The sequence below is a fragment of the Sinorhizobium meliloti genome (assembly GCF_017876815.1).
Classification (GTDB): domain Bacteria; phylum Pseudomonadota; class Alphaproteobacteria; order Rhizobiales; family Rhizobiaceae; genus Sinorhizobium; species Sinorhizobium meliloti.
Map to the genome: position 1 here is coordinate 669,640 of NZ_JAGIOS010000002.1, position 25,373 is coordinate 695,012.

The 25,373-nt window shown below is 64.5% G+C and carries 22 protein-coding genes; 5 read left to right on the plus strand and 17 right to left on the minus strand.

What is annotated here, in order from left to right:
• The first annotated feature begins 15 nt into the window (after positions 1–15).
• Both phnL and JOH52_RS22080 read left to right on the plus strand, forming a co-directional pair.
• On the plus strand, positions 16–723 hold the full coding sequence (gene phnL, locus JOH52_RS22075) for a phosphonate C-P lyase system protein PhnL (RefSeq protein WP_003530635.1): 708 nt from the start codon (positions 16–18) through the stop codon (positions 721–723).
• Positions 720–1,334, plus strand: coding sequence for a DapH/DapD/GlmU-related protein (locus JOH52_RS22080; protein WP_003530637.1), 615 nt, complete (start codon positions 720–722; stop codon positions 1,332–1,334). Before phnL ends, JOH52_RS22080 begins: the two co-directional genes overlap by 4 nt.
• Positions 1,335–1,484: 150 nt before the next feature.
• On the opposite strand, the gene JOH52_RS22085 is transcribed toward JOH52_RS22080, so the two are convergent.
• From JOH52_RS22085 to JOH52_RS22110, 6 genes are all read right to left on the minus strand, one after another.
• A complete protein-coding gene (locus JOH52_RS22085) occupies positions 1,485–3,203 on the minus strand; it encodes a dihydroxyacetone kinase family protein (protein ID WP_014530121.1) in 1,719 nt (572 codons plus the stop codon).
• 16 nt (positions 3,204–3,219) lie between these two features.
• Entirely contained in the window at positions 3,220–4,161 is a 942-nt protein-coding gene (locus JOH52_RS22090; RefSeq protein ID WP_107010442.1) for a sugar phosphate isomerase/epimerase family protein, read from the minus strand.
• 53 nt (positions 4,162–4,214) lie between these two features.
• Positions 4,215–5,753 carry a tripartite tricarboxylate transporter permease gene (locus JOH52_RS22095; protein ID WP_003536884.1) on the minus strand — a complete coding sequence of 513 codons (1,539 nt, stop codon included), beginning with the start codon at positions 5,751–5,753 and terminating at the stop codon, positions 4,215–4,217.
• Positions 5,754–5,787: 34 nt separating this feature from the next.
• Complete coding sequence (locus JOH52_RS22100) at positions 5,788–6,375, minus strand: tripartite tricarboxylate transporter TctB family protein (RefSeq protein WP_003536885.1); 588 nt, start codon at positions 6,373–6,375, stop codon at positions 5,788–5,790.
• A gap of 18 nt (positions 6,376–6,393) precedes the next feature.
• Positions 6,394–7,380 (minus strand): tripartite tricarboxylate transporter substrate binding protein, encoded by a 987-nt coding sequence (locus JOH52_RS22105; RefSeq protein ID WP_003536886.1) that lies wholly within the window; start codon positions 7,378–7,380, stop codon positions 6,394–6,396.
• A gap of 75 nt (positions 7,381–7,455) precedes the next feature.
• Complete coding sequence (locus tag JOH52_RS22110) at positions 7,456–8,502, minus strand: 4-hydroxythreonine-4-phosphate dehydrogenase PdxA (protein WP_014530120.1); 1,047 nt, start codon at positions 8,500–8,502, stop codon at positions 7,456–7,458.
• 197 nt (positions 8,503–8,699) lie between these two features.
• Here JOH52_RS22110 and JOH52_RS22115 point away from each other — a divergent pair, with 197 nt between their 5' ends.
• Complete coding sequence (locus tag JOH52_RS22115; protein WP_003536888.1) at positions 8,700–9,386, plus strand: GntR family transcriptional regulator; 687 nt, start codon at positions 8,700–8,702, stop codon at positions 9,384–9,386.
• A 64-nt stretch (positions 9,387–9,450) separates the two neighbouring features.
• Here JOH52_RS22115 and JOH52_RS22120 read toward each other — a convergent pair whose 3' ends face one another.
• Positions 9,451–9,996: a Pycsar system effector family protein gene (locus JOH52_RS22120; RefSeq protein ID WP_003536889.1), complete on the minus strand. Its 546-nt coding sequence runs from the start codon at positions 9,994–9,996 to the stop codon at positions 9,451–9,453.
• 130 nt (positions 9,997–10,126) lie between these two features.
• On the opposite strand from JOH52_RS22120, the gene JOH52_RS22125 reads away from it, so the two are divergent.
• Positions 10,127–13,699, plus strand: a complete 3,573-nt coding sequence (locus tag JOH52_RS22125) for a FecR domain-containing protein (protein ID WP_014530119.1) — start codon at positions 10,127–10,129, stop codon at positions 13,697–13,699.
• A complete protein-coding gene (gene cyaK, locus JOH52_RS22130) occupies positions 13,699–15,648 on the plus strand; it encodes an adenylate cyclase CyaK (RefSeq protein ID WP_014530118.1) in 1,950 nt (649 codons plus the stop codon). The genes JOH52_RS22125 and cyaK overlap by 1 nt, the downstream gene beginning before the upstream one ends.
• A gap of 144 nt (positions 15,649–15,792) precedes the next feature.
• On the opposite strand, the gene JOH52_RS22135 is transcribed toward cyaK, so the two are convergent.
• The 10 genes from JOH52_RS22135 to msuE form a co-directional block, all read right to left on the minus strand.
• Positions 15,793–16,509 (minus strand): ABC transporter ATP-binding protein, encoded by a 717-nt coding sequence (locus JOH52_RS22135; protein WP_014530117.1) that lies wholly within the window; start codon positions 16,507–16,509, stop codon positions 15,793–15,795.
• Entirely contained in the window at positions 16,490–17,254 is a 765-nt protein-coding gene (locus JOH52_RS22140) for an ABC transporter ATP-binding protein (protein ID WP_014530116.1), read from the minus strand. The genes JOH52_RS22135 and JOH52_RS22140 overlap by 20 nt, the downstream gene beginning before the upstream one ends.
• Complete coding sequence (locus tag JOH52_RS22145; RefSeq protein WP_017263589.1) at positions 17,251–18,252, minus strand: branched-chain amino acid ABC transporter permease; 1,002 nt, start codon at positions 18,250–18,252, stop codon at positions 17,251–17,253. The genes JOH52_RS22140 and JOH52_RS22145 overlap by 4 nt, the downstream gene beginning before the upstream one ends.
• A 6-nt stretch (positions 18,253–18,258) precedes the next feature.
• Entirely contained in the window at positions 18,259–19,122 is an 864-nt protein-coding gene (locus JOH52_RS22150; protein WP_014530114.1) for a branched-chain amino acid ABC transporter permease, read from the minus strand.
• A gap of 101 nt (positions 19,123–19,223) precedes the next feature.
• A complete protein-coding gene (locus JOH52_RS22155; RefSeq protein ID WP_014530113.1) occupies positions 19,224–20,396 on the minus strand; it encodes an ABC transporter substrate-binding protein in 1,173 nt (390 codons plus the stop codon).
• 179 nt (positions 20,397–20,575) lie between these two features.
• Positions 20,576–21,346 carry an ABC transporter ATP-binding protein gene (locus JOH52_RS22160; RefSeq protein WP_010976272.1) on the minus strand — a complete coding sequence of 257 codons (771 nt, stop codon included), beginning with the start codon at positions 21,344–21,346 and terminating at the stop codon, positions 20,576–20,578.
• A gap of 10 nt (positions 21,347–21,356) precedes the next feature.
• Positions 21,357–22,349 carry an ABC transporter substrate-binding protein gene (locus JOH52_RS22165; RefSeq protein WP_013850312.1) on the minus strand — a complete coding sequence of 331 codons (993 nt, stop codon included), beginning with the start codon at positions 22,347–22,349 and terminating at the stop codon, positions 21,357–21,359.
• A 96-nt stretch (positions 22,350–22,445) separates the two neighbouring features.
• Complete coding sequence (locus tag JOH52_RS22170) at positions 22,446–23,291, minus strand: ABC transporter permease (RefSeq protein ID WP_014530110.1); 846 nt, start codon at positions 23,289–23,291, stop codon at positions 22,446–22,448.
• Between the two features lie 15 nt (positions 23,292–23,306).
• A complete protein-coding gene (locus JOH52_RS22175; RefSeq protein WP_003529494.1) occupies positions 23,307–24,656 on the minus strand; it encodes an LLM class flavin-dependent oxidoreductase in 1,350 nt (449 codons plus the stop codon).
• An 87-nt stretch (positions 24,657–24,743) separates the two neighbouring features.
• Positions 24,744–25,301 (minus strand): FMN reductase, encoded by a 558-nt coding sequence (gene msuE, locus JOH52_RS22180; RefSeq protein ID WP_003529492.1) that lies wholly within the window; start codon positions 25,299–25,301, stop codon positions 24,744–24,746.
• Positions 25,302–25,373: the final 72 nt, after the last annotated feature.

A 25,373-nucleotide genomic window follows, 5' to 3' on the forward strand; every position in this document is an offset into this window, starting at 1 on the left:
CGGAAAGTAAAGACCATGCCAACTCCCCTCGTTGTCTCGGAAGTCGCGAAAAGCTTCACCATGCACCTTCGCGACGGCGTGCGCCTGCCGGTGGTCGCGAATGTCTCCTTCTCGGTGAAGGCCGGCGAATGCGTCGTGCTCGGCGGCCCCTCCGGCGTCGGCAAGAGCTCGATCCTCAAGATGCTCTACGGAAATTACGGCGTCGACGAAGGCCAGATCCTGGTGGAACATGACGGCCGCCTGGTGAACCTCGCGACGGCCGAGCCGCGCACCGTGCTCGAGGTGCGCCGCACGACGCTCGGCTATGTCAGCCAGTTTCTGCGTGTCGTGCCGCGCGTCTCCGCCCTCGACATCGTCGCCGAGCCCTTGCAGGCACGCGGTGTGGCGGCGACGGAAGCGCGGGAGCGCGCGGCCGAGCTGCTTTCGAGGCTCAACCTGCCGAGGGAACTCTGGGCTCTGCCGCCGGCCACCTTCTCCGGCGGCGAGCAGCAGCGGGTCAACATCGCCCGCGGTTTCATCACCGACCACAAGATCCTGCTCCTCGACGAACCGACGGCGTCGCTCGACGCGAAGAACCGCGCCGTGGTGGTGGAAATGATCGCCGGGAAGAAGGCGGCCGGCACGGCGCTGATCGGCATTTTCCATGACGAGGAGGTGCGCGAGGCGGTCGCCGATCGCATCATCGACGTCTCGGAATTCTCGCCGAGGAAATACGCCGCATGAGCCAGAAACTCGGCCCCGAACCCACCATCCATCCGACTGCGAGCGTCGTGAACTCGACCCTCGGCCGCTACACCGAAGTCCAGGAACGCTCGCGCCTCGACGAGGTCGAGTTCGGCGACTATTCCTACATCATGCAGGACGGTTCGATCTGGTGCGCGACGGTCGGCAAATTCGTCAACATCGCCGCGGCCGTGCGCATCAATGCCACCAACCACCCGACTTGGCGGGCGACGCTGCATCATTTCACCTATCGCGCACCTATGTACTGGGACGATGCGGAGCCCGACCACGATCTCTTCGCCTGGCGGCGGCAGAACCGGGTGACGATCGGCCACGACGTCTGGATCGGCCACGGCGCTACGGTCCTGCCCGGCGTGAGCGTCGGCAACGGAGCCGTGATCGGCGCCGGCGCCGTCGTCTCCAAGGACGTCGCGCCCTACACGATCGTCGGCGGGGTCCCTGCGAAACTCATCCGCGACCGCTTCACAGCCAGGATCGGCGAAGCCATGGACCGGCTCGCCTGGTGGGATTGGGATCACGCCAAGCTGCGCCACGCGCTGGACGATTTCCGGGAACTGACGGCGGAGGAGTTTCTTGTGCGGTATAGTTAGGCGCCGCGCATATGATACCCCTCATCCCGCTGCCGCGACCTTCTCCCCGTTTCGACGGGGAGAAGGGACAAGCCGCAGACCCTTAAGTCCCCTCTCCCCGCATGCGGGGAGAGGGCTAGGGTGAGGGGCAAATCCGCCGCCGCAAGCGTATCAACCCGCCGCAGCTTCCCTCAAAAACGCACCCGCGACCCGTGCCACCAGCGCCAGCGAGACCGCACCCGCATCCGGGTGGCCGATGCTCTTTTCGGCCAGCGGCCGCGCCCGGCCGAGTTTCGGGGTCAGCGCGGAGGTCGCATCGGCGGCCTCTTGTGCGGCCTTGGCCGCCGCGTTCCAGGCTTCCACAAGCGGCCTGCCGGCGGCGGATTCCCTTTCCAGCGTCGCCACGAAGGGCACCAGCGCGTCGACCAGCGTCTTGTCGCCCACCCGCGCGCGGCCGAGGCGCGTGACGCCGTCGAGTGCGAGGCGGGAGCCCTTCACGATCGCCGCGTCGCTCACCTTATCCTCATCGCTGAGGGCATTGCTCCAGGAGCGCAGAGCCAGGCCCCAGATGGCGCCCGAGGTGCCGCCGGCGCGGTCCGCCCAGGCGTCGCCCGCGGCAGCAAGTACGCTTGCAGCCCCTGCCCCCGCCACGACCGCGGTCTGTGCTGCGTCGAATGCGGCGGCAGAACCGCGGCGCATGCCCTGGCCGTGATCGCCGTCGCCGGCAAAGGCGTCGATGCGGCCGAGCTCCTCTTCCGCCTCCTTGAGCGCCTCGGCAATATTGCCGATCAGCCGGGCGATGCATTTGCCGCTTTCCTTCGAGGCGTCCGATGCAGGGCCGAAAGACTGCGGTCCGTCGGCGTCTACGATCTCGTCGGTCGCCGGTTCGGCGGCAATGATCACGCCCTTGCGCAGCACCGGCGCATCCGTGGGCGCGCGCCAGAGCGCCTCCAGCTCTTCGTCCAGCCAGAGAAGGGTGAGCGAGCAGCCCTGCATGTCGAGGCTGGTGACGAATTCGCCGCATTCGGGGTCGACGATTTCAAGACCCGCGTCATTGAGCTGTCTGGCGACCGCCGTCCAGAGCACGAAGAGTTCTTCATATTTGGTCGAGCCGAGGCCGTTCAGCACGGCGGCCACCTTCCTGGAGCCCTCGGGGCGCTCGGCAAGAAGCTTGCCGGTAAGGAGCTTTGCGAGATCGCTCGCCGTCGCGATCGTCTCCTCGCTGACGCCCGGTTCGCCGTGAATGCCGAGCCCGAGCGCCATCTGGCCCTTCGGCACGGTGAAGAGCGGGCCGGCAGCACCCGGAAGCGTGCAGCCGCCGAAGGCGACGCCGAAGGATACCGTCCGATCATTGGCATGACGCGCGAGCCGTTCGACCTCGTCGAGCGACTTGCCGGCTTCGGCTGCCGCGCCGGCAATCTTGAAGACGACGAGGTCGCCGGCAATCCCGCGGCGCTTGGCAGACGTTTCCGCGGGCGCACTCGCCACGTCGTCGGTCACCGGCAGGATGCGCACGTCGATGCCTTCGGAGCGAAGCCGTTCGGCAGCAACCCCGAAATTCAGGACGTCGCCGGCGTAATTGCCGAAGCCGAGAAGCACTCCGCCGCCCTGGTCGGCATGGCGGCAGACGCGGGCTACCGCGGCAGTCGAGGGCGAGGCAAAGACATCGCCGGCGACCGCCGCGTCGGCGAGCCCCGGCCCGACATAACCGGCAAAGGCCGGGTAATGTCCCGAGCCGCCGCCGACCACGACGGCGACCTTGCCCTTCGGCACCTTGGTCGAGCGCACGACGCCGCCCTTCACCAGGCGGACGTTGCGCTGATAGATCGCTGCGAAACCGGCGAGTGCGGTCGTGGCGAAATCTTCCGGAGCGTCAAAGATCGTGGTCATCGCTTCAATGTCCCCTTCAATGTCCTTCTTGTCGAGGCAGGATACGCCTCAGATAGTCGCGATTGGCGGCGCTGACGGAAAGGCCGTCACCGCCGTAATGCTCGCAGAGGAAGGGACTGTCGAAGCCATGCGCCAGCGCCATGCGAATTGCCGCCCGATAGTTGATCAGGCCGAATTCGAGCGGGGCCGGATGGGTGACGATGACGCCCGATGCCGGATCTTCCGTGCGGTTGTAGTTCTTGACGTGCCAGTATTTGGCAAAAGGCGCAACCTTCGCCATCATTTCCTGCCAATGTTCCACGGGCCGGTGCAGGCGGATGAGATTGCCGAGATCGGCATTGATGCCGACATTGGCGAGGCCGACCTCCTTAACGAAGCGCACGGAACTGTCAGCCGTGCCCAGATAGGTGTCCTCGTACATCTCCAGCGAAACTTCGATGCCGAGTTCTTCGGCATGGCGGCCGAGTTCGCGAACACGCGAAACCGCCAACTGCCAGGTTCCCGCGTCGTCGGGGTTCTTCACGCCGTCGACCGTCCAGAACCAGAGCACTTTCTTCTGCGCCTCCGTCAGCGGGCCGAAGAAGCCGAAGGACACGGAACCGGCGCCTACGGCGGCGGCCGCCTCGATGACCCGGTGTCCATAGGCGAGGTATTCCTCGCCATGTTCCGGGTCTATGAGGCTGCGCCGCGAGGTGGAGATCGCCGGTATCGTGAGGCCGAGAGACCGGGTCAGACCCACGAATTCATCGAGCCTTTCCGCCGAAAGATCCGCCAGCCGTATCCAGCTGTCAGTCGGGTCCAGTTCCGTGAAGCCGGCATCGACCACGTCGGCGAGCGTCGCCGCCCACTCCTCGACCGTCTGGTCCTGCACCGATCGGCCGTCCGGCAGAAGGTTGGGGTACTGGATCATCGCGGCCGCAATCGGCCAGTTGTCACGGTTCCATTTGCGCGGCGCCATGGCGGACTCCTCGGGATTGAATTGGAACTAGGGGTACCGGACGAGGCAGCCGGTCAGGCCGCCGCGTTGCCGTCGCCGCTCGAAGCGGCAACCTCGTTCTTGCGCTTGCGCAATGTGCCGATCAGCCAGAAGAAGAGCGGCGACAGAAGCAGCGCAAGGGCGACGGCCATCAGGGCGGAGACAAGGCCGTTCGACCAGAAGATGTCGAGGCTGCCGCCCGACATCAGCATCGACTGGCGGAAGGCGTCTTCCGCCTTGTCGCCGAGCACCATGGCGAGAACCAGCGGCGCCAGCGGGTAGTCGAGCTTCTTGAACACATAGCCGAGGAGACCGAAGCCGATCACCATGAAGATGTCCGAGACGGAGTTCGCGACCTGGTAGGCCCCCGAGAAGATCACCGCGACGATGATCGGTCCGATGATCGAGAACGGCACGCGCAGGATCGAGGCGTAAAGCGGCACCGTCGCGATCACGAGGAAGACGGCGACGACATTGCCGAGATACATGGAGGCGATCAGACCCCAGACGAAGTCCGGGCGATCGGTGAAGAGCATCGGGCCGGGCGTCAGGCCCCAGATCATCAACCCGCCCATCATCACCGCGGCGGTGGCGGAACCCGGGACGCCGAGCGCCAGCATCGGCAGCAGGGCCGATGTGCCGGCGGAATGGTCGGCCGTCTCCGGCGCGACGATGCCGCGCGGATCGCCCTTGCCGAACATCGACTTGTCGCGCGCCGAGCGCCGGGCGACGCCATAGCTCATGAAGGAGGCGGCGGTCGGGCCGGCCGGCGTGATCCCCATCCAGATGCCGATGATCGTCGAGCGGGCGATCGTCAGCCAGTAGCGCGGGATCTCGATCAGCGTCCTGCCGATCTCGGAGAGACGCACCCGAGCCTTGATGCCTTCGAAGCGCAGCCCCTCTTCCGTCGTCAGCAGGAGTTCGCCGATGCCGAAGAGTCCCATGACGGCAATCAGGAAGCTCACGCCCTTGATCAGTTCGGGAATGTCGAAGGTGAGCCTCAGATTGCCGGATATCGTATCCATGCCGATCGAGGCGAGCGCAAAGCCGAGCATCATCGAGACGAGCGTCTTGAAGGGCGACTGCGCGCCCATCGAGATGAAGCTCGCAAAGGCGAGGAAGTAGACGGCGAAATATTCGGGCGAGGAGAATTTGAGTGCAAAGTTCGCCACCCAGCCCGAAAGCAGCGTGATCATGACGACGCCGGCAAGCGCGCCGAGGCCGGCCGAAACGAAGGCGAGCGTGAGCGCCCGGCTCGCATGGCCGGCTCTCGCCATGGGATAGCCGTCGAATGTCGTGGCGACCGAGGAGGGCTCGCCCGGAATGTTGAAGAGGATCGACGTGGTCGAGCCGCCGAAAAGCGCGCCCCAATACATGCAGGACAGGAGGATGATCGCCGAGATCGGGTCCATGGAGAAGGTCAGCGGCAGGAGCAGCGACACACCGTTCGGCGCACCGAGGCCCGGCAGCACGCCGACGAGGATGCCGAGCGTCACGCCGACGATCATCAGCAGGATGTGGTTCCAGCTGAGGATGTGGCCGAAGCCATCGATCAGAAGACCGATATTTTCCATGTCATTCCTCCCGCAAGCACTGCACCCTTGCGGGTCAGTAGATTCCGAACCAGGCCTCGACCGGTCCCTTCAGCAGCGGAACCTGGAAGCCGATTTCGAAAACGATGAAAAAGAAGATCGAGACCCCGAGTCCTGCGGGGATCGCGATCCACCATTTGTAGCGCCCCTGGAAGAGCATCGTCGCGGCGATGTAGAGCGCCGTTCCGACATAGAGCCCCAGCCAGGCGGAAACGGCGGCGAAGGCCGCAACCGGTAGCAGGAAAGAGGCGACCACTCTGGCGCGGGCGCCGTCGAGGAAGACCTCGCCCGTACCGCGATGCTTGAAAAATGCGTGCCCGATATTGGCGAGGCTGCCGAGAACGATGAGCAGGCCGATATAGAAGGGGAAATAGCCTGCATCCGGACCCATATCTGTCCAGCCCGCACCGATGTCGAGGGAGCCGTAGCAGACAGCGATGCCGAAGGCACCGGTCAGCGCGGCGACGCCGAGTTCCACCGCAAAACGGCTGACCCCATTCGCACTTTTCTCACTCATGATCGTGACCTTTCCGAGCAGAGAATGGGCGTTCGAGAGGCCGAGGATGGATGCGGTTCTGCCCGCATCCTCTTCCCTGGGTCCCAAGCGCCCATCGACCGGTACTTAGTTGGCGAGCCAGCCTTCGCGCTTCAGCACTTCGCCGACCGTCGCGCCATCCTTTTCGATGACGGCTTTGAGTTCGTCGCCGGTCACATAGCCGGGAGACTGCGAGCTGTCGGCGAGATATTTCGCCCATTCCGGCGTCTCGGAAACCTTGCGCAGGACATCCGCATAGAACTGGACGACCTCAGGTTCGACGCCGGCCGGCAGCCAGACGGTGCGCGGCATCGAGTAGTTTTCGATCGGAATGCCGGCTTCCTTGCAGGTCGGGATATCGCTCCAGGCCTTGTCGCCGGCGACCTTGGCGTCGCTCGTGAACTTCGCGCTCTTGAAGACGCAGAGTGGCTTGATCATGCCGGCCTGCCATTGACCGAGGTTCTCGCTCGGATTGTTGACATTGGCGTCGAGGTGCTCGCCGGCAAGCTGAACGGCCGCCTCGCCGCCGCTCTTGAAGGGGATGTAGTTGATCTTGGCGCCGGTTGCGTCGTTGATCATCGAGGTCAGGATCTGGTCGGCGTCCTTGGACTGGCTGCCGCCGATCTTCAGGCCGCCTTCCTTCGCCTTGGCCACGAAATCGGCAGCCGTCGCGTAGTCCGCCTTGCCATTGACCCAAAGCACGAACTCGTCGGACGCGAGCGAGGCGACCGGCGTCAGGTCCTCGGACGTATAGGGCACCTTGGCGCGGACCGGCAGCAGGTAGGCATTGTTGGTGCCGAAGGCGAGCTTGTAGGGATCGCCCTTGTAGCCAGCCGTGTAGACGAAGCCTTCCGCGCCGCCGGCGCTGCCCTTGTTGGTGACGACGACCGGTGCCTTCATCAGCTCGTACTTGCCGATGATCGCCTGGATGGTGCGCGCGAAGATATCGGTACCGCCGCCGGGGCCGGCGGTGACGACGAATTCGACCGGGCGGTTCGGCTCGAAGGCCGATGCCGGCGCGGCAAGGCCGAAAGCGGCGGCCGCGATTACTGCGATGGAGACGGATTTTTTCATGCGTGGTCCTCCCGTTGAGTTGGATTGCGGCGCGAGACCTCCCCTCACGCCGGTATTCATCGAAAGCGTGCGAATTCAGGCAGCAGCCGAAAGCGCCCTCTTTTTCTTCGCCATGCGGGCTGCAAGCAGGATCGCCTCGCGTGTTGCGCCTATATCGGCGATACCCTTGCCGGCGATGTCGTAGGCGGTGCCGTGGGCGGGCGTGCAGAGCGGGAACGGCAGTCCGCCCATCATCGTCACACCCTTGTCGAAGCCGATGATCTTCATGGCGATCTGACCCTGATCGTGATACATGGTCATCACCGCGTTGAAGCCTTCCTTCAGCGCCCGGAGGAAGACCGTATCGGCCGGGAACGGCCCCTCGACATTAAAGCCGAGCGCCCTGGCCTTCTCGACCGCCGGCTCGATGATGTCGATCTCTTCCATGCCGAAGCTGCCGCCGTCGCCGGCATGCGGATTGAGTCCCGCAACTGCGATCTTCGCCTCCTCGTAGCCGGCATCCTTGAGGCAGGCCTGCGTCAGTTTGAGTTCGGCAAGGATCGCGTCCACCGACAGGTGGGATGCCACGTCCTTGAGCGGGATATGCGACGTCACCCGCGCGTTCCACACCTTTTCGAGAACATTGAATTCACGAACTTTTCCGGTGAAGGAAAGCACGTCGGCGACGAAGCGGATCTCGTCGTCATAGCCGGGATAGGCAAAGCGCATCGCCTTCTTGTTGAAGGGCGTGAAGCAGACGGCATCGGCCTTGCCCGCATGGGCGAGTTCGAGCGCGGTGCGGAAATTGCGTGTGGCGAAGGTGCCGCCGGCCAGCGTCGCCTCGCCGCGCACCACATCGGCCGGATCGAGATGGGCGAGATCCACGAAGACGTGGCGGGCGGTGCCGGCGTTGTCGAGCGCGTCGAGCGAAGCGGCTTCCAGATCCAGCGTGACGCCGGCCACCCGGGCGCCCTCGTCGAGGATGCGGCGATCGCCGATGGCGATGATGTGCGCCGCGTCGCGGATGTCGGAAAGGGCCAGCAGCCGCGCCGTCAGTTCCGGGCTGATTCCCGCGGGGTCGCCCATGGCCAGCGCAATCACAGGGCGCCGCTCCTTCGTTCCGTCCGCTCCTGATGTCGTCATTCGAGATGTCCTCCGCTTCATGCTTCGATGTCTCATACGTCATTCAAAATTCTGCATCAAGTCTTTTGCATTCTGTATGCAGCATTTTCTGTTGACGACGTCAGGGGCAGTCTCCATGCTTGAATGAACGGCGCTGATTCAATCGCGCATACTCAAGGGGAAGGGCCGCGCGGCGGTCCGAAGCTCAGACGAGAAAAATGAACGAAATCAAATCACTGGAGCAGCGGCCCATAGGCGGCCCGGGACCCATCCGGCGCACCGCACTGCACGACACGCTGGTCAGCCATCTGCGCGACATGATCATCGAGGGCGACCTTCCGCCAGGAACCCGTCTGCACGAGGGGCAACTGGGCGAGCAGCTCGGCGTATCGCGCACGCCGCTGCGCGAGGCGATCAAGTATCTTGCGAGCGAAGGCCTGGTGGAGCTCGTCCCGAGCCGCGGCGCCGTCGTCAAGCGCTTCAGCGCCAAGGACGTCCGGGACATGCTCACCGTGCTGCAGACCCTGGAGGAGCTCGCAGGCAGGCTTGCCTGCGAGACCGCGACGGATGCGGAGATCGCCGAAGTGCGGGCGCTCCACGACGAAATGGTGCGCCGCTACGAGGCGGGCGACCGGATGCAATATTACAAGCTCAACCAGGACATCCACTCCGCCATCGCCCGGCTTTCGGGCAATGCTGCCCTGGCCGACATGCATGCCATGCTGCAGACGCGGCTGAAGCGCATCCGCTTCATCGGCCATGAAGGCCCGGAGAAATGGGCCGCAGCGGTCGCCGAACATCAGGAAATGATCGCCGCTCTGGAAGCGCGCGACAAAGCCAGGCTATCGGAAGTGCTGGGGCTTCATCTGACGAGGGCCTGGGAGCGGGTGCGCGACGCGGTTTAGGGCGGACGCGAGGCAAAATAACCCCCTCTGACAGGCCAGAGGGGGGTATCACCCTCCGCGCCGATCACTTCACCGCCAGCAGACAGATATAGGAAAGCACCGTTACGAGCAGCCCGTGGAAGGCGAAGCTGACGCAGCGGTATTTGCCGCAGGCGATCGCCGCGAGCGCGTCTGCGTTCTCGGCGTATTGACGGAAGAGAAAGTCCTGATCGCCGGCCCCCGCTGCCCGCATGAAACCTTCCCGATGACGGGACCAGGCGCCCCAGAACAGCGTCGTCGAGGTTGCGCTCTTCCTGGGCAGGACCACGAGGATCGCCGAAACGATCGAGAAGATCGATGCAAGCGCCAGCATAGCCGAGAATACCATCGTGACGGTGCTGCCCTCCGCATAGCGCTGCCAGGCAAAGACGCTCCGCCCTTCTTGCGAAGTGACCAGAAAGGCGAACATGAAAGTGAAGATATAAGCCGCCTTCTGATCGGACGTCTTTATCTGATCGGCAAAGACGTCGTTGATCTTCCTGATGTGGTCGTAATAGGCCCCCAGCGCCGCATCCGGCCCGGCTCCTTCACTTGGAGGATCGAGCCTGTACAGATTTCCCCCTGATTCCATCCGCCACTCCCCTCTATTTCGTCTCCTCTTTATTACACTCCACCAGTAAAGAGATACGCCCAAAACTGGGCTCTTGACTTTTCCTCCCTATAAATCCACTGGATTCACTATAGCGAGGGGTATTTCGGGAATGCGGGGAAGAAGAACGGGGGCATTGCTTGCCGCGGTGACGCTTTTTGCGCCCTTGTGGGCGCTTGCCGAGCCGGTTCCGCGCCCGTCACCCGCGGCCGGCTCCGTCATTGCCCGCAAATCCGGCGAGGAGGTGCGCTTCGTCGACGTTTCCAACTGGCGGGTCGTCGACCTCGCCCAGGACCTGCTTCCCGGCGACGTGCTGCGCACCAACGCAAGGGGCGCGCTGGCCGTCCTCTTCAGAGATCACACGCAGATAAGGCTGGGGCGCAATACCGCGCTGCGCGTCAAGCAGATCGGGGCGGGCGACACGAATCTCGGGCTGGAATCGGGTACGATCTGGGCCCGCGCCGAGCGTGGCGGCGAGGGCCTGGTCATCGATACGCCGGCCGCAGCCGCCGCCATCCGCGGTACCGACTGGACGCTGACGGTCGGCGCCGACGGAAAGACTTCGCTCGTCGTCCTCGAAGGCGTCGTCGAACTCAGCAATGCCTATGGCAGCGTGACGGTGAAGCAGGGCGAAGGCGCCGTTGCCGCGATCGGCAGCGCGCCGGCGAAGATCGTGATCGTTACGCCGAAGGACCGCGAGCAGATGCTCTTTCATCTGTCGCTCCGCAATGCCTTCGTCTGGATGCCGGCCACGCCCTTCAGCGTTCCCGAGATGCGCCGCGAGCGTGCGCGCATCGAGGCCTCGCCGGCAGCATCCCGCCCGGCCGAGGAATGGCTGACGCTTGCCGAGATTTATCTTTCCCTGAATGGCCGCGACAAGGCTCAGGCCGCGCTCGCGGAAGCCGCGAGCCGGGGCCTGACCCGCTCCCAGGCGGCACGTGCCGACCTCGTCAAGGCATTGATCGCCGGTTCTTCGAACCGCTACGAAGAGGCGGCGCGTCTGTTCGCCAGGGCCGAACGCGGCCTCGACCCGAGCCGCCGTACGATCGCGGCCTATGGCGGCTATTTTGCGCGCGGGCTCGCCGATCCTGCCCGCGTGGAGGAGCCGCCGCGCAACGCAAGCGGCCGCTATGCGGGCATGGCCCGGGCCTGGACTGCCGGCTTCCGGGAAGACATCCCCGCGGCGATCGCGGTGATCAAGAAGGCCGAGCAGCAATATCCCGACGACCCGACCCTGCCCGCGGCACGCGCGCAGCTCGCCCTCCTGCTGGATGACCGCGACGAGCTTCGCGACGGTGTCGAGCGGGCGCTATCGATCGATCCAGACGACCCGACTGCGCTCGAGGCGCGCGCCCACTACCGCTATCACATCGACAACGATCTCGAGGGCGCCCTTGCTGATCTCGAAAGGGCGCTGAAAACCGCTCCGGGCTCCTCCTCCATCTGGAATTCCCTCGGACTGGTCCAGGGCGCGCGCGGCGACAACCGTGCCGCCGAGGCTGCCTTCAAGCAGGCGATTGCGCTCGATCCGCTCGATCCCGTCTCCCACGCAAACCTCGCAATACAATACATGGACGAGATGCGGATGGCCGAGGCGAAGCGGGAGATCGACGCCGCGCTTTCCGTCGATCCCTCCTTCGACGTGGCGCTGGTGGCACGCGGCCGCTATCACATGCAGAACGGCGAGGCCGACAAGGCGGTCGAAGACCTGCTCGCCGGCTCGACGGCCAATCCGGCCTACTCGAACGCACAGCTCCTGCTCGCGGCCGCGCATTACGAGAAGGGCGACCGCATTCCGGCAGCTCAGGCGCTCGACAATGCCGACAGGCTCGACCCGAACGATCCCGTCGTCGCGACGGTCAGAACCGCGATCGCGATCGACGCCTACGACGCCGACGCGGCCATTCGCAACGCTCAGGAAGCCCTGCGCCGCACCCGCGCCAAGGGCGGCGACACGGCGGCACTCGGCGCCAACCAGGAACAAGGATCGACGCTCAACGACGCCTTCCGCCTGCAGGGTTTGGATGCCTGGGGCCAATATTACGGCGACGCCGTCTTCGATCCCTTCACCGGTGCCAGCTATGTCGACCAGGCGGTCCGCGGCAGCGTCAATCCCTTCTTCAACGCCTACGATTTCGCCGCCAACGCCGTCACGAACACGGTCAATACCACGAGCTTTTCCGCTCTCATCCAGGGGCTTCTGATCGAACCGCATATGCTCGCCAGCCGCGAGCGAACGGTCAACCTGCTGCGTTCGCCCTTTTTCGAGACGGAGCTCGGCGGCGGGTTCATCGCCAATGACGATCATACCGGATGGGTCGGGGAAGCGGCCGTTCGCGGATTTACCGTCTCGCCGTTCCCGATCAGCGTCTACGGGACGTTCCAGTGGGAGGAGCCGAAGGATGTGGTCGATCTCGGAGGCGCCCGAGTGGAACGAGAGCTGCGGATAATCGGAGGCAACGGCTACGTTACGGCCAGTCCGACGCCCGATGACCGCATTGTAGTCTTCGCGAACTATTCCGATATCGAGGAGACACAGCAATTTCTGCCTGTTCCGCCTGACCTTGAGATAGGGGACGAGTCTTCCGGCCTCATTTCCGGGCTCGCATGGAGCCATACATTCGGATACCGCAACGTCGGAAACGCCGCGTTGTTTTTCAGGGAACTCCGCACCGGTGATAGCCTATCCATTCTGGATGCCAGCGGCGCTGGAGGGACCATCGATCTTGAAACGAAGGAGCGGACCTATATCGCTGCAGTGAACCACTTGTATGGAGATGGGGACCTGACGTGGCGCTATGGCGTTGAGGGCGGGAAGGTCCGGTCGGACAGTTCACCGGCCGTCTTCGACTCGTCCACGCAAGCGGTGGCGAAAGCCTATGTTGATGTCCTCTATGAAATGACCCCGGACCTCAAAGTCGAAGGCGCCCTGTTCGCCCGTTACATAGAGGACGTCAACGACAACAATATCCGGCTTGAGCCGAGACTCGGGATCGCCTGGGCACCGGCCGAGGGCCATTGGCTGCGCGCCGCCGTTCAGCGCGACGGCTATAATTTCGGCTCTGCCACGCTTGCGCCAGTCGGCATCGTCGGACTGCAGCCCAACCAGTTCCTGATCGGCACGGGCGGCTATGCCGACACGCTGGCCTTGCGCTGGGATGCCGAGTGGAACGACTGGCTCTTTACAGCCGTCGACTACCAGCACCAGGAAATCCGCGACGGTTCAATTGCCATCCCGGTCACCAGCCCCTTCTTCGCACTGACGGATTTCCCTTTCGACAAGGGCCGCATCGACCGCGTGGCATTAACCGCAAACCTCGCGCTCGGTCACGGATTCGGCCTATCGGCGACGATGGCCCGCACGGAAAGCGAGGACCGGTCGGCAGGCGCCGGCGGCGATCTGCCCTTCCTGCCGGAATATTCGGGCCAAGTGGCACTCACCTTTGTCAGCACAGCCAACATCAAAACGACCGTCGCCGCCAACTACGTAGGCGAGCGAGCGGAGGGTTCGATAACCCACGACGACTTCTGGACGGTCGACGCCGCTCTCCAATGGGAGCCCTTCGACAAGCGGTTCGAAGTCGAACTCGCCGGCTTCAACCTTCTGGACGAGGAGTTCGAGGTGCGCGACGGGCTGCCCGGCTGGGGTCCCACGGTCAAGGGCACCGTCAAAGTGCGGTTCTGATGAACGACTTTCGCGAGCTTCGCCTTTCCTCCCGGCGGGTAAAGCTTGCCGCGCTGACGGCCTTCGTGGCCGCCCTCGTCTCGGCTGTCTCGCTGACCGGTACGTGGTCGCTGGTGGACCTGCGCGCCTATGACTATCTCTCGATCGTCGGCCGGCCAACGCTACCGGAAGACGGCCCCGTTATCGTCGCGATTGACGAACCGTCTATGGCCGAGATCGGCAGCCAGTGGCCTTGGCCGCGCGCCCTGCACGCCCGGCTGATCCAGGCGCTGAGAGTCGCCGGCGCCAGGGCGATCGCACTCGACGTGATCTTCGCCGAACCGGCCGCCGCGCCGGAGAACGATCAGGCGCTTGCCGAAGTCCTCGGGTCCGATGTGGTGCTTGCCGGCGACGAGACGCTGATCCGGACACCGCAGGCAGAGCAGTTCGTCCGGACCGAGCCTCTTCCCGTCTTTCTGGAGCGGGGCGCCAAGGTGGGCATCGCCTCGGTCGACCTCAGCGGCGACGGCACGCTCAGGCAGATTCCCTCCTATCCAGACGGCTTGGCCGTGACGCTCGCAACCGTCGCCGGTGCAAAACCTGCCCATCCGCCGAGACGAGCCCTGATGCAGACCTTCGGCCCGGCGCGCACCTACCCGACCGTTTCCTACTATCAGGCGCTCGACCCCGAAAGTTTCCTTCCGGAAGAAACGTTCCGCGGTCGGGTCGTCATCGTGGGCCTGAGCCTGCAGAACGCCCCGACCATCTCGGGCGGCGGCATCGATGCCTTCGCCACCTCCGACACGGTCTTTTCCCGCGGTCTCGTCGCCGGCGCCGAGATCCACGCGACCATCTACGACAATCTCGTGCACCGGCTGTTCGTCAAGCGGGCGGGAGCGGCGGTCGCCGTCACCGCGATCGTCCTCGCCAGCCTTGCCGCAGCCCTTGCCGTCCTCGGGTCGACAAGCTGGAAGACGCTCGGATACGGCGCCCTCGCCCTTATTCTGATCTTTCTTGCAAGCTACGGCCTGATGCGCCTCGCCCATGTGTTCGTCTCGCCGCTCGCACCGGCACTTGCTTTTCTCGGCGTGGCAGTCGGGCAGGCCGGCCTCGACTATGCGGAAGAAAGGCGACGACGACGCGCGATCACCCGTGCCTTCTCGCAGTATCTCTCGCCCGCGCTCGTCGAGCGGCTGGCGAGAGACCCCTCGCAATTGAAGCTCGGCGGCGAAAGACGGACGCTGACGGTACTCTTCTGCGACGTTCGCGGCTTCACCACCATATCGGAGGACATGAAGGACGATCCGGAGGGGCTGACGACGCTCATCAACCGGCTCCTGACCCCTCTTTCGGAGGCGGTGCTCAACCGGCGCGGCACGATCGACAAATATATCGGCGACTGCCTGATGGCATTCTGGAACGCGCCGCTCGACGATCCGGACCATGCCGTCCATGCCGTTCAGGCGGCGCGCGACATGCTCACCGCCCTCGGCGATCTCAACGCGGAGCTGGAAGCCGAGGCGAAAGCGGCGGGACGTCCGCCGAAGACGCTGAGGATCGGCATCGGCATCAACACGGGCGAATGCGTCGTCGGCAATATGGGCTCGGCCCGCCGCTTCGATTATTCGGCACTGGGCGACGCGGTCAATCTCGCCTCCCGCCTCGAAGGTGCCTCCAAGGACTACGGCGTGCCGCTGCTCCTCGGCGAGCGTACGGCAACACTTGCCGCCCGGAAATTTGCGGTTGCCGAGCTCGACCGCATCACCGTCAAGGGACGCAGCGCGGTCTCCCCCGTCTTCACCCTGGCCGACGGCGCTTCGGAACCGGCGCTCGAACGCCACCGCGCCTACCTCGCCCGGAAATACAGCGGCGAGATCGCTGCCGATGACGGCTTGTTCGATGAACTCAAGGCGGCGCTGCCGCCGCTCGCGCGCTATTACGAGCGTGAGCGGGAACGGCTGCTGAAATAGCGGAAGGCGCGCGCCTCATCCGCCTGCCGCACCTTCTCCCCGCGCGCGGGGAGAAGGGAATATGCCGCAACGCCTCTTCCTTAGATCGGGGGAGGAGCTAGCCGCTTGGAAGGCGGATGAGGGGGCAAATCACGGGCTCGGCGCTCAATGCAGCCCGCCAACCCCCAGCAGCCGCTCGACCGTGGCGTGCTCCTTCGCCAGCGCCTCCGGCGTTCCGCTCCAGGCGAGCCTGCCGCGCTCGAGGATGATCACCCGGTCGGCGAAATCGAGTGCGCTCTGGATGCGCTGTTCAACGAGCAGGATGGTCATGTCGCCGGTCTTCGCGAGCTCGGCGAAAGCCTTCATCAGCTCTTCGCAGATGACCGGCGCCAGACCTTCGAGCGGCTCGTCGAGAAGCAGGACCGAGGGCCGGCCGAGGATCGAGCGGGCGGTAGACAACATCTGCTGCTCGCCGCCGGAAAGCTGCGAGCCGAGGTTTCGGCGCCTCTCGTAGAGGCGCGGAAACATTTGATAGGCCTCGCTCAGCGCCGTCTTCGGCCGGCCCTTGAGGCCGACGAAGAGATTTTCCTCGACCGTCAGCGACGGGAAGACGCAGCGCGCCTGCGGCACGAAACCGAGGCCTTTCAGCGCGCGTGATGCGCTCGGCAGCGCGGTCACGTCGGCATCGCCGATGCGGATGCGCCCGTCATAGCGCCGCGTCTGGCCGGCGAGCGTAGCGAGCAGCGTCGTCTTGCCCATGCCGTTACGCCCGAGAACCGCAAGCCGCGCGCCGGCAGGCACCGAAAAGGAAATCCCTTCCAGCACCCGCGTCGGCCCATAGCCGGCGGAGAGATTGTCGACCTCAAGCGGCGCTGCCGGCATCGGCATAGCTCCCGAGATAGGCTTCGCGCACACGCGGATCTTTGGTGACGTCGGCTGGAGAGCCGTCGAAGATGACCGTGCCGGCAGCAAGCACGATCACGCGCTTGGCGAAGCGGAAGACGAGATCCATGTCGTGCTCGATCATCAGCACGGCGAGGTCATCGGGAAGATCGGCGAGCGCCTGCTCGATGCGGCCCGTGTCGCTCTGCGGCACGCCGGCTGCCGGCTCGTCGAGCAGCAGCACCCTCGGTTTGAGCGCCAGGGCCACCGCGATCTCCAGCAGCCGCTGCTGGCCGTAGGCGATCTCGCGCACCGGCCGGTGCGCGAGATCGCGCAGGCCAAGCTTGCCGAGCAGGCTACCGGCCTCCGCCATCACCCCGGGCATCGCCAGGAAATTGCCGAACATGCGCCCCGCCCGGCCGTCGCGCTGCAGGACCGCGAGCGCCACGTGCTCGGCGGGCGTCATGTCCTGGAAAAGGCGCGTCACCTGGAACGAACGCACGAGTCCGCGGCGGACGCGGCCGATCGCGTCGACGTTGGTGACGGTTTCGCCGCCGATCCGTACCTCTCCGGCGTCCGGCTTCAGATTGCCGGTGACGAGATTGACGAAGGTCGTCTTGCCGGCACCGTTCGGGCCGATCAACGCGACGCGGTCGCCCGGTGCCATGGAAAAGCTGACATCGTTGGTGACGGCGAGACCGCCGAAGGAACGCTTGAGATTTCTGACTTCGAATATGGCGCTCATCGGCCCGCCCCACGTCGCTGCGCGATGATCTCTGCGGCCGTGCCGTAAAGCCCTTTCGGCGCAAAGAGCACGACCGCGATCAACAGGGCCCCGACCATGGTCAGCCAATGGAACGGGTTGGCCGCCGAGACGAGGTCTTCGAAGAACATGAAGACGATCGTGCCGGTAAGCGCCCCGATGAGCGAGCCGGTACCGCCGAGAACAAGCATGACCAGGCTTTCGGCCGAGAGCGTGAAGGAGAGACTGTCGAGACCGACGACCTGCGTCGAGACGGCGTTGAGCGCCCCGCCAACGCCGGCGACCGCGCCGGAAATCACATACATCTTGAGGAGGGCGATCGTCGGCGACGCGCCCATCGCCCGAATGCGGATCGGGTCCTCCCTGATGCCGCGGCAAAGCATGCCGAAGGGCGAGCGCACGACGAGGCGCAGGAGCACGAAGACGATTGCGAGCAGCACGACGCCAAAGACATAGGCCGTGCGGCCCCAGAGGTCGAAGGCGAAAAGGCCGATGAGCGGATCGGGCGCGATGCCGGCCAATCCGTCGCTTCCCCCCGTCCAGGACGAGGCCTTGTTGGCGAATTCATGGAACAGATGGATGAGGGCGATCGAGAGCACCAGCTGCGGGAGACCGTGCGCCCGAAGGATCACGACCCCGCAGGCGAGCCCCGCCAGCGCACCGCCGAAAATGCCGGCGGCGAGCATGAGGAGCGGATCGGTGATGCCGAAATGCACGGCCGCGATACCGGCGGCATAGGCGCCGCTGCCGAACAGCGCGGCATGGCCGAGCGTCGCGACGCCGCAATAGCCGGTGACGAGATCGAGCGAGAGTACCAGCAGCGCGATCGCTGTGATGCGGGTGAGCAGCGCCAGATTGTTCGGAAAGAAGAGATAGCCGATCCCGGCCAGCACGAGGATCACCGCGAGGCCCGCAAGATCGCGGCCGAGCCCCCGCCTGCCCGCAGAAAGTGCCGTGGCTGCTTCGTTCATCGTTGCCATGGTCACCTACTTCATCCTCCCGGCAAGGCCGCGCGGAAATAGGCAGACGATGGCGATGACGGCGAGATAGAAGAAGAATTCCCCGAATTCCGGCATGAGATAGCGCCCCGTCGTATCGATGCCGCCAAGCAGCAGGCAGGCGGCAAGCGCACCCGGGATCGACCCTGCACCGCCGACGGAAACGACCACCAGGAAGGTGACCATGTATCTGAGCGCATAATAGGGCTCGACCGGCAGCAGTTCCGCGCCGACGACGCCGCCGAACGCGGCAAGGCCCACGGCGACGGCGAAACTCACGGCATAGACGACCTCCGTGCGCACCCCGAGTGCTGCCGCCATCGCCGCATTGTCGACGGCGGCCCTGAGTTTCACCCCGAAGGCGGTCTTCTCGATGGCAAACCAGAGGGCTCCGGCAACGGCGAGGCCGCAGACGATCGCGAAGATCCGGTGCACGGCGATCGAACGGAAGCCGAGATCGGCGGAGCCCTCAAGGCTCGGCGGCAGCGGGATCGTCTTGAGAGTCGGGCCGAAGACGTAGTTGGCAATGCCGATGATGCAGAAGCTGATCCCGATCGTCATCAGCACCTGAGTCAGCTCCGGCTGACCGTAGATGCGGCGGTAGAGCAGGCGCTCGATCGGGATGGCGATGACGATCGTGCCGAAGACCGCGATCAGCACCGCGGCGCCGTAGCCGAGCCCGAGATCACGCGCCGCATAGGATGCGATATAGCCGCCGATCATCGCAAAGGCGCCGTGGGCAAGATTGACGACGCGCATGAGGCCGAGCGTGACCGAAAGGCCGATCGAGATCACGAACAGCACCATGCCATAGGCGAGCGCATCGACGGCTATGCTGAAGATGGTTTGCATGAGCGCATCCTAACGCTGTGGCAAGGCTTCACCCTCGATCCTCATTCCGGAAGGCTTCCGCCAAACCAACGATGCAGCCGTCGCATACAGCGGGCCGCCGATCATTTCACCGCGGCTAGACCCGGATCGCCCTGTTTCTCGAAGGTCTGCATCTCCTTGTTGTAATAGGTGCCGTCATCGGCCTTGGCGACTTCGCGCAGATAGATGTTCTGGGTGATATGGCGCGATTCTGGGTCGATCGAGACCGGCCCGCGGGGGCTTGTCCAGGAGAGCCCCTTCACGGCGTCGACCGCCTTCTGGGCATCCTGCTCGCCGCCTGTCGCCTCGATCATCTTGTAGATGACATGCATGCCGTCATAGGCCCCGACCGCGGGGAAGGAAAGCTCGGCCGGATTGCCGATCGCCTTGCCGGCCGCCTCGACGAAGGCCTTGTTTTCCGGTGAGTCATGCGAAACGGCATAGTGAAAGGTCGTCTGCAGGCCGAGCGCGGCGTCGCCCAGCGCCGGCAGGTCGGATTCCTGGGTGAGGTCGCCCGGCGCGAAGAACTTGATGCCGCCATCCTTCAGGCCGTTTTCGTTGAACGCCTTGACGAAGCCGAGCGTCGTCGGGCCGGACGGCAGGAAGGCGAAGACGCCTTCGGCACCGGAATCCTTGATGCGCTGCATGATCGGCGAGAAATCGTTGGTCGAGAGCGGCATGCGGATCGCCTCGACGATCTCGCCGCCCGCCGCCTCGAAGCCGGCCTTGAATGCGTTCTCCGCATCGACACCCGGGCCGTAATCGCTGACCACGGAGATGATCTTCGAGACGCCGGCATCCTTCGCCACCTTGGCGATCGGCGTGGATGTCTGCCAAAGCGTGAAGGAGGTGCGCACCACGAGCGGGCTCTTGGTGACGATCGCCGACGTGGCGGCATTCATGATCACCAGCGGCACGTTCGCCTGCTCGAGCAGCGGCGTGACGGCCATCGCGTCGGGCGTGAAATAGAAGCCGGCGAGATATTGCACGCCTTCCTTTACGACCAGCTCCTGCGCCAGCGCCTTGGACTGGGCCGGGTCCGCCTGCGGCACGTCACGGTAGATGATCTCGATGTCGTCGTCGCCGACCTTGGCGCCGTTCACCGCCATATAGGCGTCGATGCCCGCCTTGAAGTTCTTGCCCTGCAGCGCAAAGGGACCGGAAAACGGCCCGACGACTCCAACCTTGATCGTATCCGCCTGCGCCGCGACGCTCGTTGCCAGAGCCGCGAGCGCGGCCAGAATGATCCTTCTCATATTTCCTCCCCCCGCGACGTCCGCTACTCCCGGCCGGCATCGCTTCCTTTTACATCAATCGCGATCGACAGCGGGCAGTCTGCCATGCCAAACGGTGATGCAAAAATGAAATATGGGCGGAAATCCATAATCCCCCGGTTATTGTTTTGTGCGGGGATTATGGAGGAAGCGCGCGGGCCTTAGTGCAGTCCGAATTCCCGAAGCAGCTCCTGCCTGTAGCGCACGAAGCGTGCGCCGCTGCGATCGCGCGGCCGGGGCAAGTCGATGTCGATCGCTCTCGGCGCTCCGTCCTTTTGCTTCGGCAGTATCAGGACACGATCCGCCAGATAGATGGCCTCCTCGAGATCGTGCGTGACCAGAACCATCGTCACGTTCTCCTCCCGCCAGATGCGCTCGAGCTCCTGCTGCATCGTCAGTTTCGTCATCGCATCGAGAGCGCCCAGCGGCTCGTCGAGCAGCAGGATCTCGGGCTTTACCGTCAGCGCTCGCGCAAGCCCGACGCGCTGCGCCATTCCACCCGATAGCTGTTTCGGATAGGCATCCTGGAAATCGGCAAGGCCGACAAGCGAGATGTAGTGACGTGCACGCTGCTCGGCGCGTCCGGAATCCTCACCTCGGACCTTCAGGCCGAAGGCCACATTGCCGAGGACCGTCAGCCATGGAAGCAGCCGCGGCTCCTGGAAGATGACCGCGCGCTCTCTGCCCACACCGGCAACCGGCCGGCCGTCGATCAATACCCGGCCCGCATCGGCCGTCTCGAGACCCGCAAGAACCCGCAGCAATGTCGTCTTGCCCGATCCGCTTGCTCCCACGATGGCAAGGCATTCCCCGGACCGGATGTCCAGATTGAGGTTCCTTAGGACGCTGAGCGGCCGTCCGTTGATCTGGAAGGATTTCGAGAGATCGCGCAGCGCCACCTCCCCTCTGCGCAGGCTTCTGACTTCAGCCATTTTCACCACCTCAATTCGCCGCGGCGGACGTCGCGTCCGGCCGGAACAGAAGATCGGAAGCCTTGTATTTGCCCTGCGGCAGGCTGCCCTCGCGCTCGAGAACGCCGATCCAGAAATCCAGATCGCGCTCGGTCGCTTGCGCGCCCTTCCGCAGGCCGAACCCCGTCCAATGCCTGGCGAGATCGCCGTTTTCGCCGCGCTCGGTCAGAATACGGGCCAGCACGGCCCGCGCTTCTTCCGGATGCTCGCGTGACCAGTCGGCGGCGCGCGCGGACTGTTCTACGAAGTTTCTGGCGGCCACCGGATTCTTCTCCACGAAATCCCGCCTGAGAACCGCAAAACCGCCTGCAATTTCGCCGAGCACATCCGTGTCGTCGAAGACCGCGCGCACCCCGCCGTGATCGACGATCTGGCCGTTGAAGGTCGCCTGCCAGTATCCCACGGCGGCGATGTCGACCTGGTTCGACCGGAGCGTCTGTTCGAGCTGCGGCCCGGGTACGACGACGAGGTTCGCTGCGTTTTCGGGCAAGCCCTTGCCGTGCAGCGCCTCGCGTACCGCATAGTCGAGATGCGCCCCGAGCGTATTCACCGCGATCGTCTTACCTGCGATATCCTCGATGGTCCTGATCGGGCTGTCGTCGAGCACGTAGAAGATGCTCTTGACCTGCTCGTTGATTCCGTTGGTCGGAAAGGCCGCGACGAAATCGTTTCCGCCGGCGATCGAGTTGATGACGGCTGCGGTCGCCGCCGAGCCGATGTCGACGCTGCCGGAGGCAAGCGCAAACAGCGATGCGGGCCCGCCTCCCGCATAACCGACATTCTCGAGCTTGATGCCGAGGTCGTCGAAATAGCCGAGCTCATAGGCGAGTTCGTGCGGCGATAGGCTGCCCTGGCTCGCAAGGAACCGGAGCGTCACCGGTTCCGGAGCTTCTGCTGCCGCAAGGCTGGAAAGACCGATCGAGAACAGGCTGCCGAATGCGAGGGCGCGAATGGAAATCGTCATGTGTCACCTTTTCCGTGATCTGGAAGTTTCGAATGTCGAGGCCGTTTTGCCGCAACTCCGGATGGAAAGCCGCTGCACACTTTTCCTGGAATTGCTCTAGGTCGAGGCGTCGCTCCAGCGGCAGAGGCGGCGCTGCGCAAAGACCAGCGCGTAGTTGGAGACGAGCCCGAGCCCGGCCAGAATGAAGATCGCCGCGAACATCAGGGGAATCTGGAAATTGTACTGGGCGTTCATGACCTGGAAGCCGATGCCCTTGTTGGCCCCGATCATCTCGGATGCGATGAGCAGCAGCAGGGCAGTCGTTGCACTCAAGCGCAGGCCGACGAAAATCGAAGGAACGGCGCCCGGGAGAACCACGCGACGGAACACAGTGAAACGCGACGCGCCATAGACCCGCGCCATCTCGATCAGCTTCGAATCCACTTCCTTGACCCCGCTGATGGTGCTCAGGAGCAGCGGAAAGAGCGTCGCCCAGAAGATGACGAAGACTTTCGAGGCCTCGCCGAGTCCGAGAAGCAGGATGAAAACCGGATAGAGAGCGAGCGCGGACGTCTGGCGGAAAAGCTGGAGGACGGGATCGAGTGCGTTCTCGATCGCACGCACCTGCCCCATCAAGAGGCCGAGCGGTATAGCCAGAACTACCGCGCCTACGAAGGCGGTGCCGGAGCGCTGAAGACTGATCGCGATATCGTCGAGCAATGCTCCACCGGAAATTCCCGTCCACAGGGCGGAAAGGATGGCACCGACGGACGGAAACACGGCCGGGTTGATCCAGCCGGCGGTGCTGGCCGCCTGCCAGAGCGCAAGAAAGGCGATCAGCAGTCCGTAGCGCGACAGCCAGCTGCCGGCGGCGGCGCCTGACCGGCGGAGATACTCGTCCGTTTTTGCGCTGACGCTGCCGCCTTCGTGGATGATCGACCTGTCGAGTTCCTGCAAGCTCATTTTCGTGTCTCCCTCTTACTCGGCCGCCTGAACGGTGGCGCGCGCCAAAGTCCACGGGTTCGCCGGTCGGGGAAGACCGAGATTTTCCCGCAGCGTCCGCCCCTCATAGGCGGTGCGGAACAGGCCGCGTCTCTGCAGTATTGGGATGACCAGATCGACGAAATCGTCGAGCGCGCCCGGAAGCCATGGCGGCAGGATGTTGAACCCGTCGGCGGCTTCGCTGAGGAACCACTCCTCGAGCTGATCGGCGACCTGCTCGGCGCTGCCGACGACGGTGTAGTGACCGCGTGCGGTCGCGATCCACTGATAGAGCTGGCGGATGGTGAAGCCATGCTCATCCGCGATCTTCCGGATCAGCGCCTGCCGGCTTTTCATCCCCTCTGTCTCATTGCTGACGGGTAAGGGCCCATCGAGCGGATATCCCGTCAGGTCGAGCGTGCCGCCGGTCAGGCCATTCAACAGCGCCACGCCGTCCTCCGGCACGATCAGCGCATTCAGCTCTTCATATTTGGAGCGCGCCTCCTCTTCGGTCCGGCCGACAAAGGGGGCCACTCCCGGCATGATCAGAACATGTTCGGGGTTGCGCCCGGCGCGCTTCACCCGTGCCTTGATGTCACGGTAGAATTCCTGCGCCGAAGCGAGGTTCTGATGGGCGGTGAAGATCACCTCGGCGCTGACCGCCGCAAGCCTGCGTCCGTCCTCGGATTGCCCCGCCTGCACCACGACCGGGTGCCCCTGTACGGGACGCGGCGCGTTCAGCGGTCCTTTGACGCTGAAATGCTTGCCCTTGTGGTCGATGTCGTGAACCCGGCCGGCGTCGAAGAAGCGGCCGGTCGCCTTGTCACGGATGAAGGCGTCATCTTCCCAGCTGTCCCATAGAGCCTTGACGGTCTCGACGTGCTCGTGCGCGCGCTCGTATCGGTCGGCGTGGCTCGGCTGCGTTTCTCTGTTGAAGTTGCGTGCCGTCTCGTCGCCGGCGGAGGTGACCACGTTCCAGCCTGCCCGCCCGTTGGAAAGAAGGTCGAGCGAGGCGAACTTGCGGGCGAGCGTGTAGGGCTCCTCATAGGTCGTCGACGCCGTGGCGATGAAGCCCAGATGGGTCGTCAGCGGCGCGAGTGCTGCAAAGAGGGTGACAGGCTCGAAACCGGCGATCTTCGCATTGCCGCCTTCGCGGCCGCCAAGCCCGACGGAGAGGTTGTCGGCGAGAAAATAGGCGTCGAACAGGCCGCGCTCCGCGGTCTCGGCGAGCCTTCTGTGGAATTCGAAATTCGTGGCACCGTCTGCCGGAGCGTCCGGATGCCTCCAGGCGGCAATATGCTGGCCCCCGCCGGGGAGAAAGGCTCCAAGCTTGATCTGTCTGGTCATTGCTGCCTCCGTTGGATTTGCTTCACCGGCCGGCGTCACTACGCTTCGATTCCCGACGCAAACCGGTTGGTGTGATTGAATTTGCGGCTAGGCCGCCAAGCTTGCCCTGGCGGCGCGCGCGAGCGCCTGCGTTGCCTCACCGACCGCCCTTCCGACGCGGGCATGGATCGCCTCCGAGGCGAGAGCGCCGTCGGCAAAGTCCTTGTCGGAGGCGTAGATCGCAGTCGGCATCGCCAATGCCTCGAAGAAGCCGAACAGTGGCCGCAACTGATGCTCCACCATCAGCGAGTGGCGTTCCCCGCCCCCGGTCGCGGCGAGGATGACGGGCTTGCCGCGGAGCGAGGAGGGATCGAGCAGGTCGAAGACGTGCTTGAAGAGGCCGGTATAGCTTCCCTTGAAGGTCGGCGACGCGACCACCAGGATGTCGGCTGCAAGGATCTGGCCGACGACATAACGCGCCTCCGGCGCGAGTTCGTCGAGCCTTCTCGCAGGGAGCAGGGACGCCCCGAAATCCTCGATATCGAAGGTCTGCGCCGACGCGCCGGCATCGACCGCCAGGCGGTGGACGATATGGTCCACGAATGCGCGTGTCCTGGACGGACGCGTGATATTGCCTGAAATACCCACCACTCGTGTCTGCGGCATCGCTTTAGCTCCCCGTGAGATCCATGCTTCTCTATTATTCATCAAAATCTATAATCTTAGTAGACTAAAGGA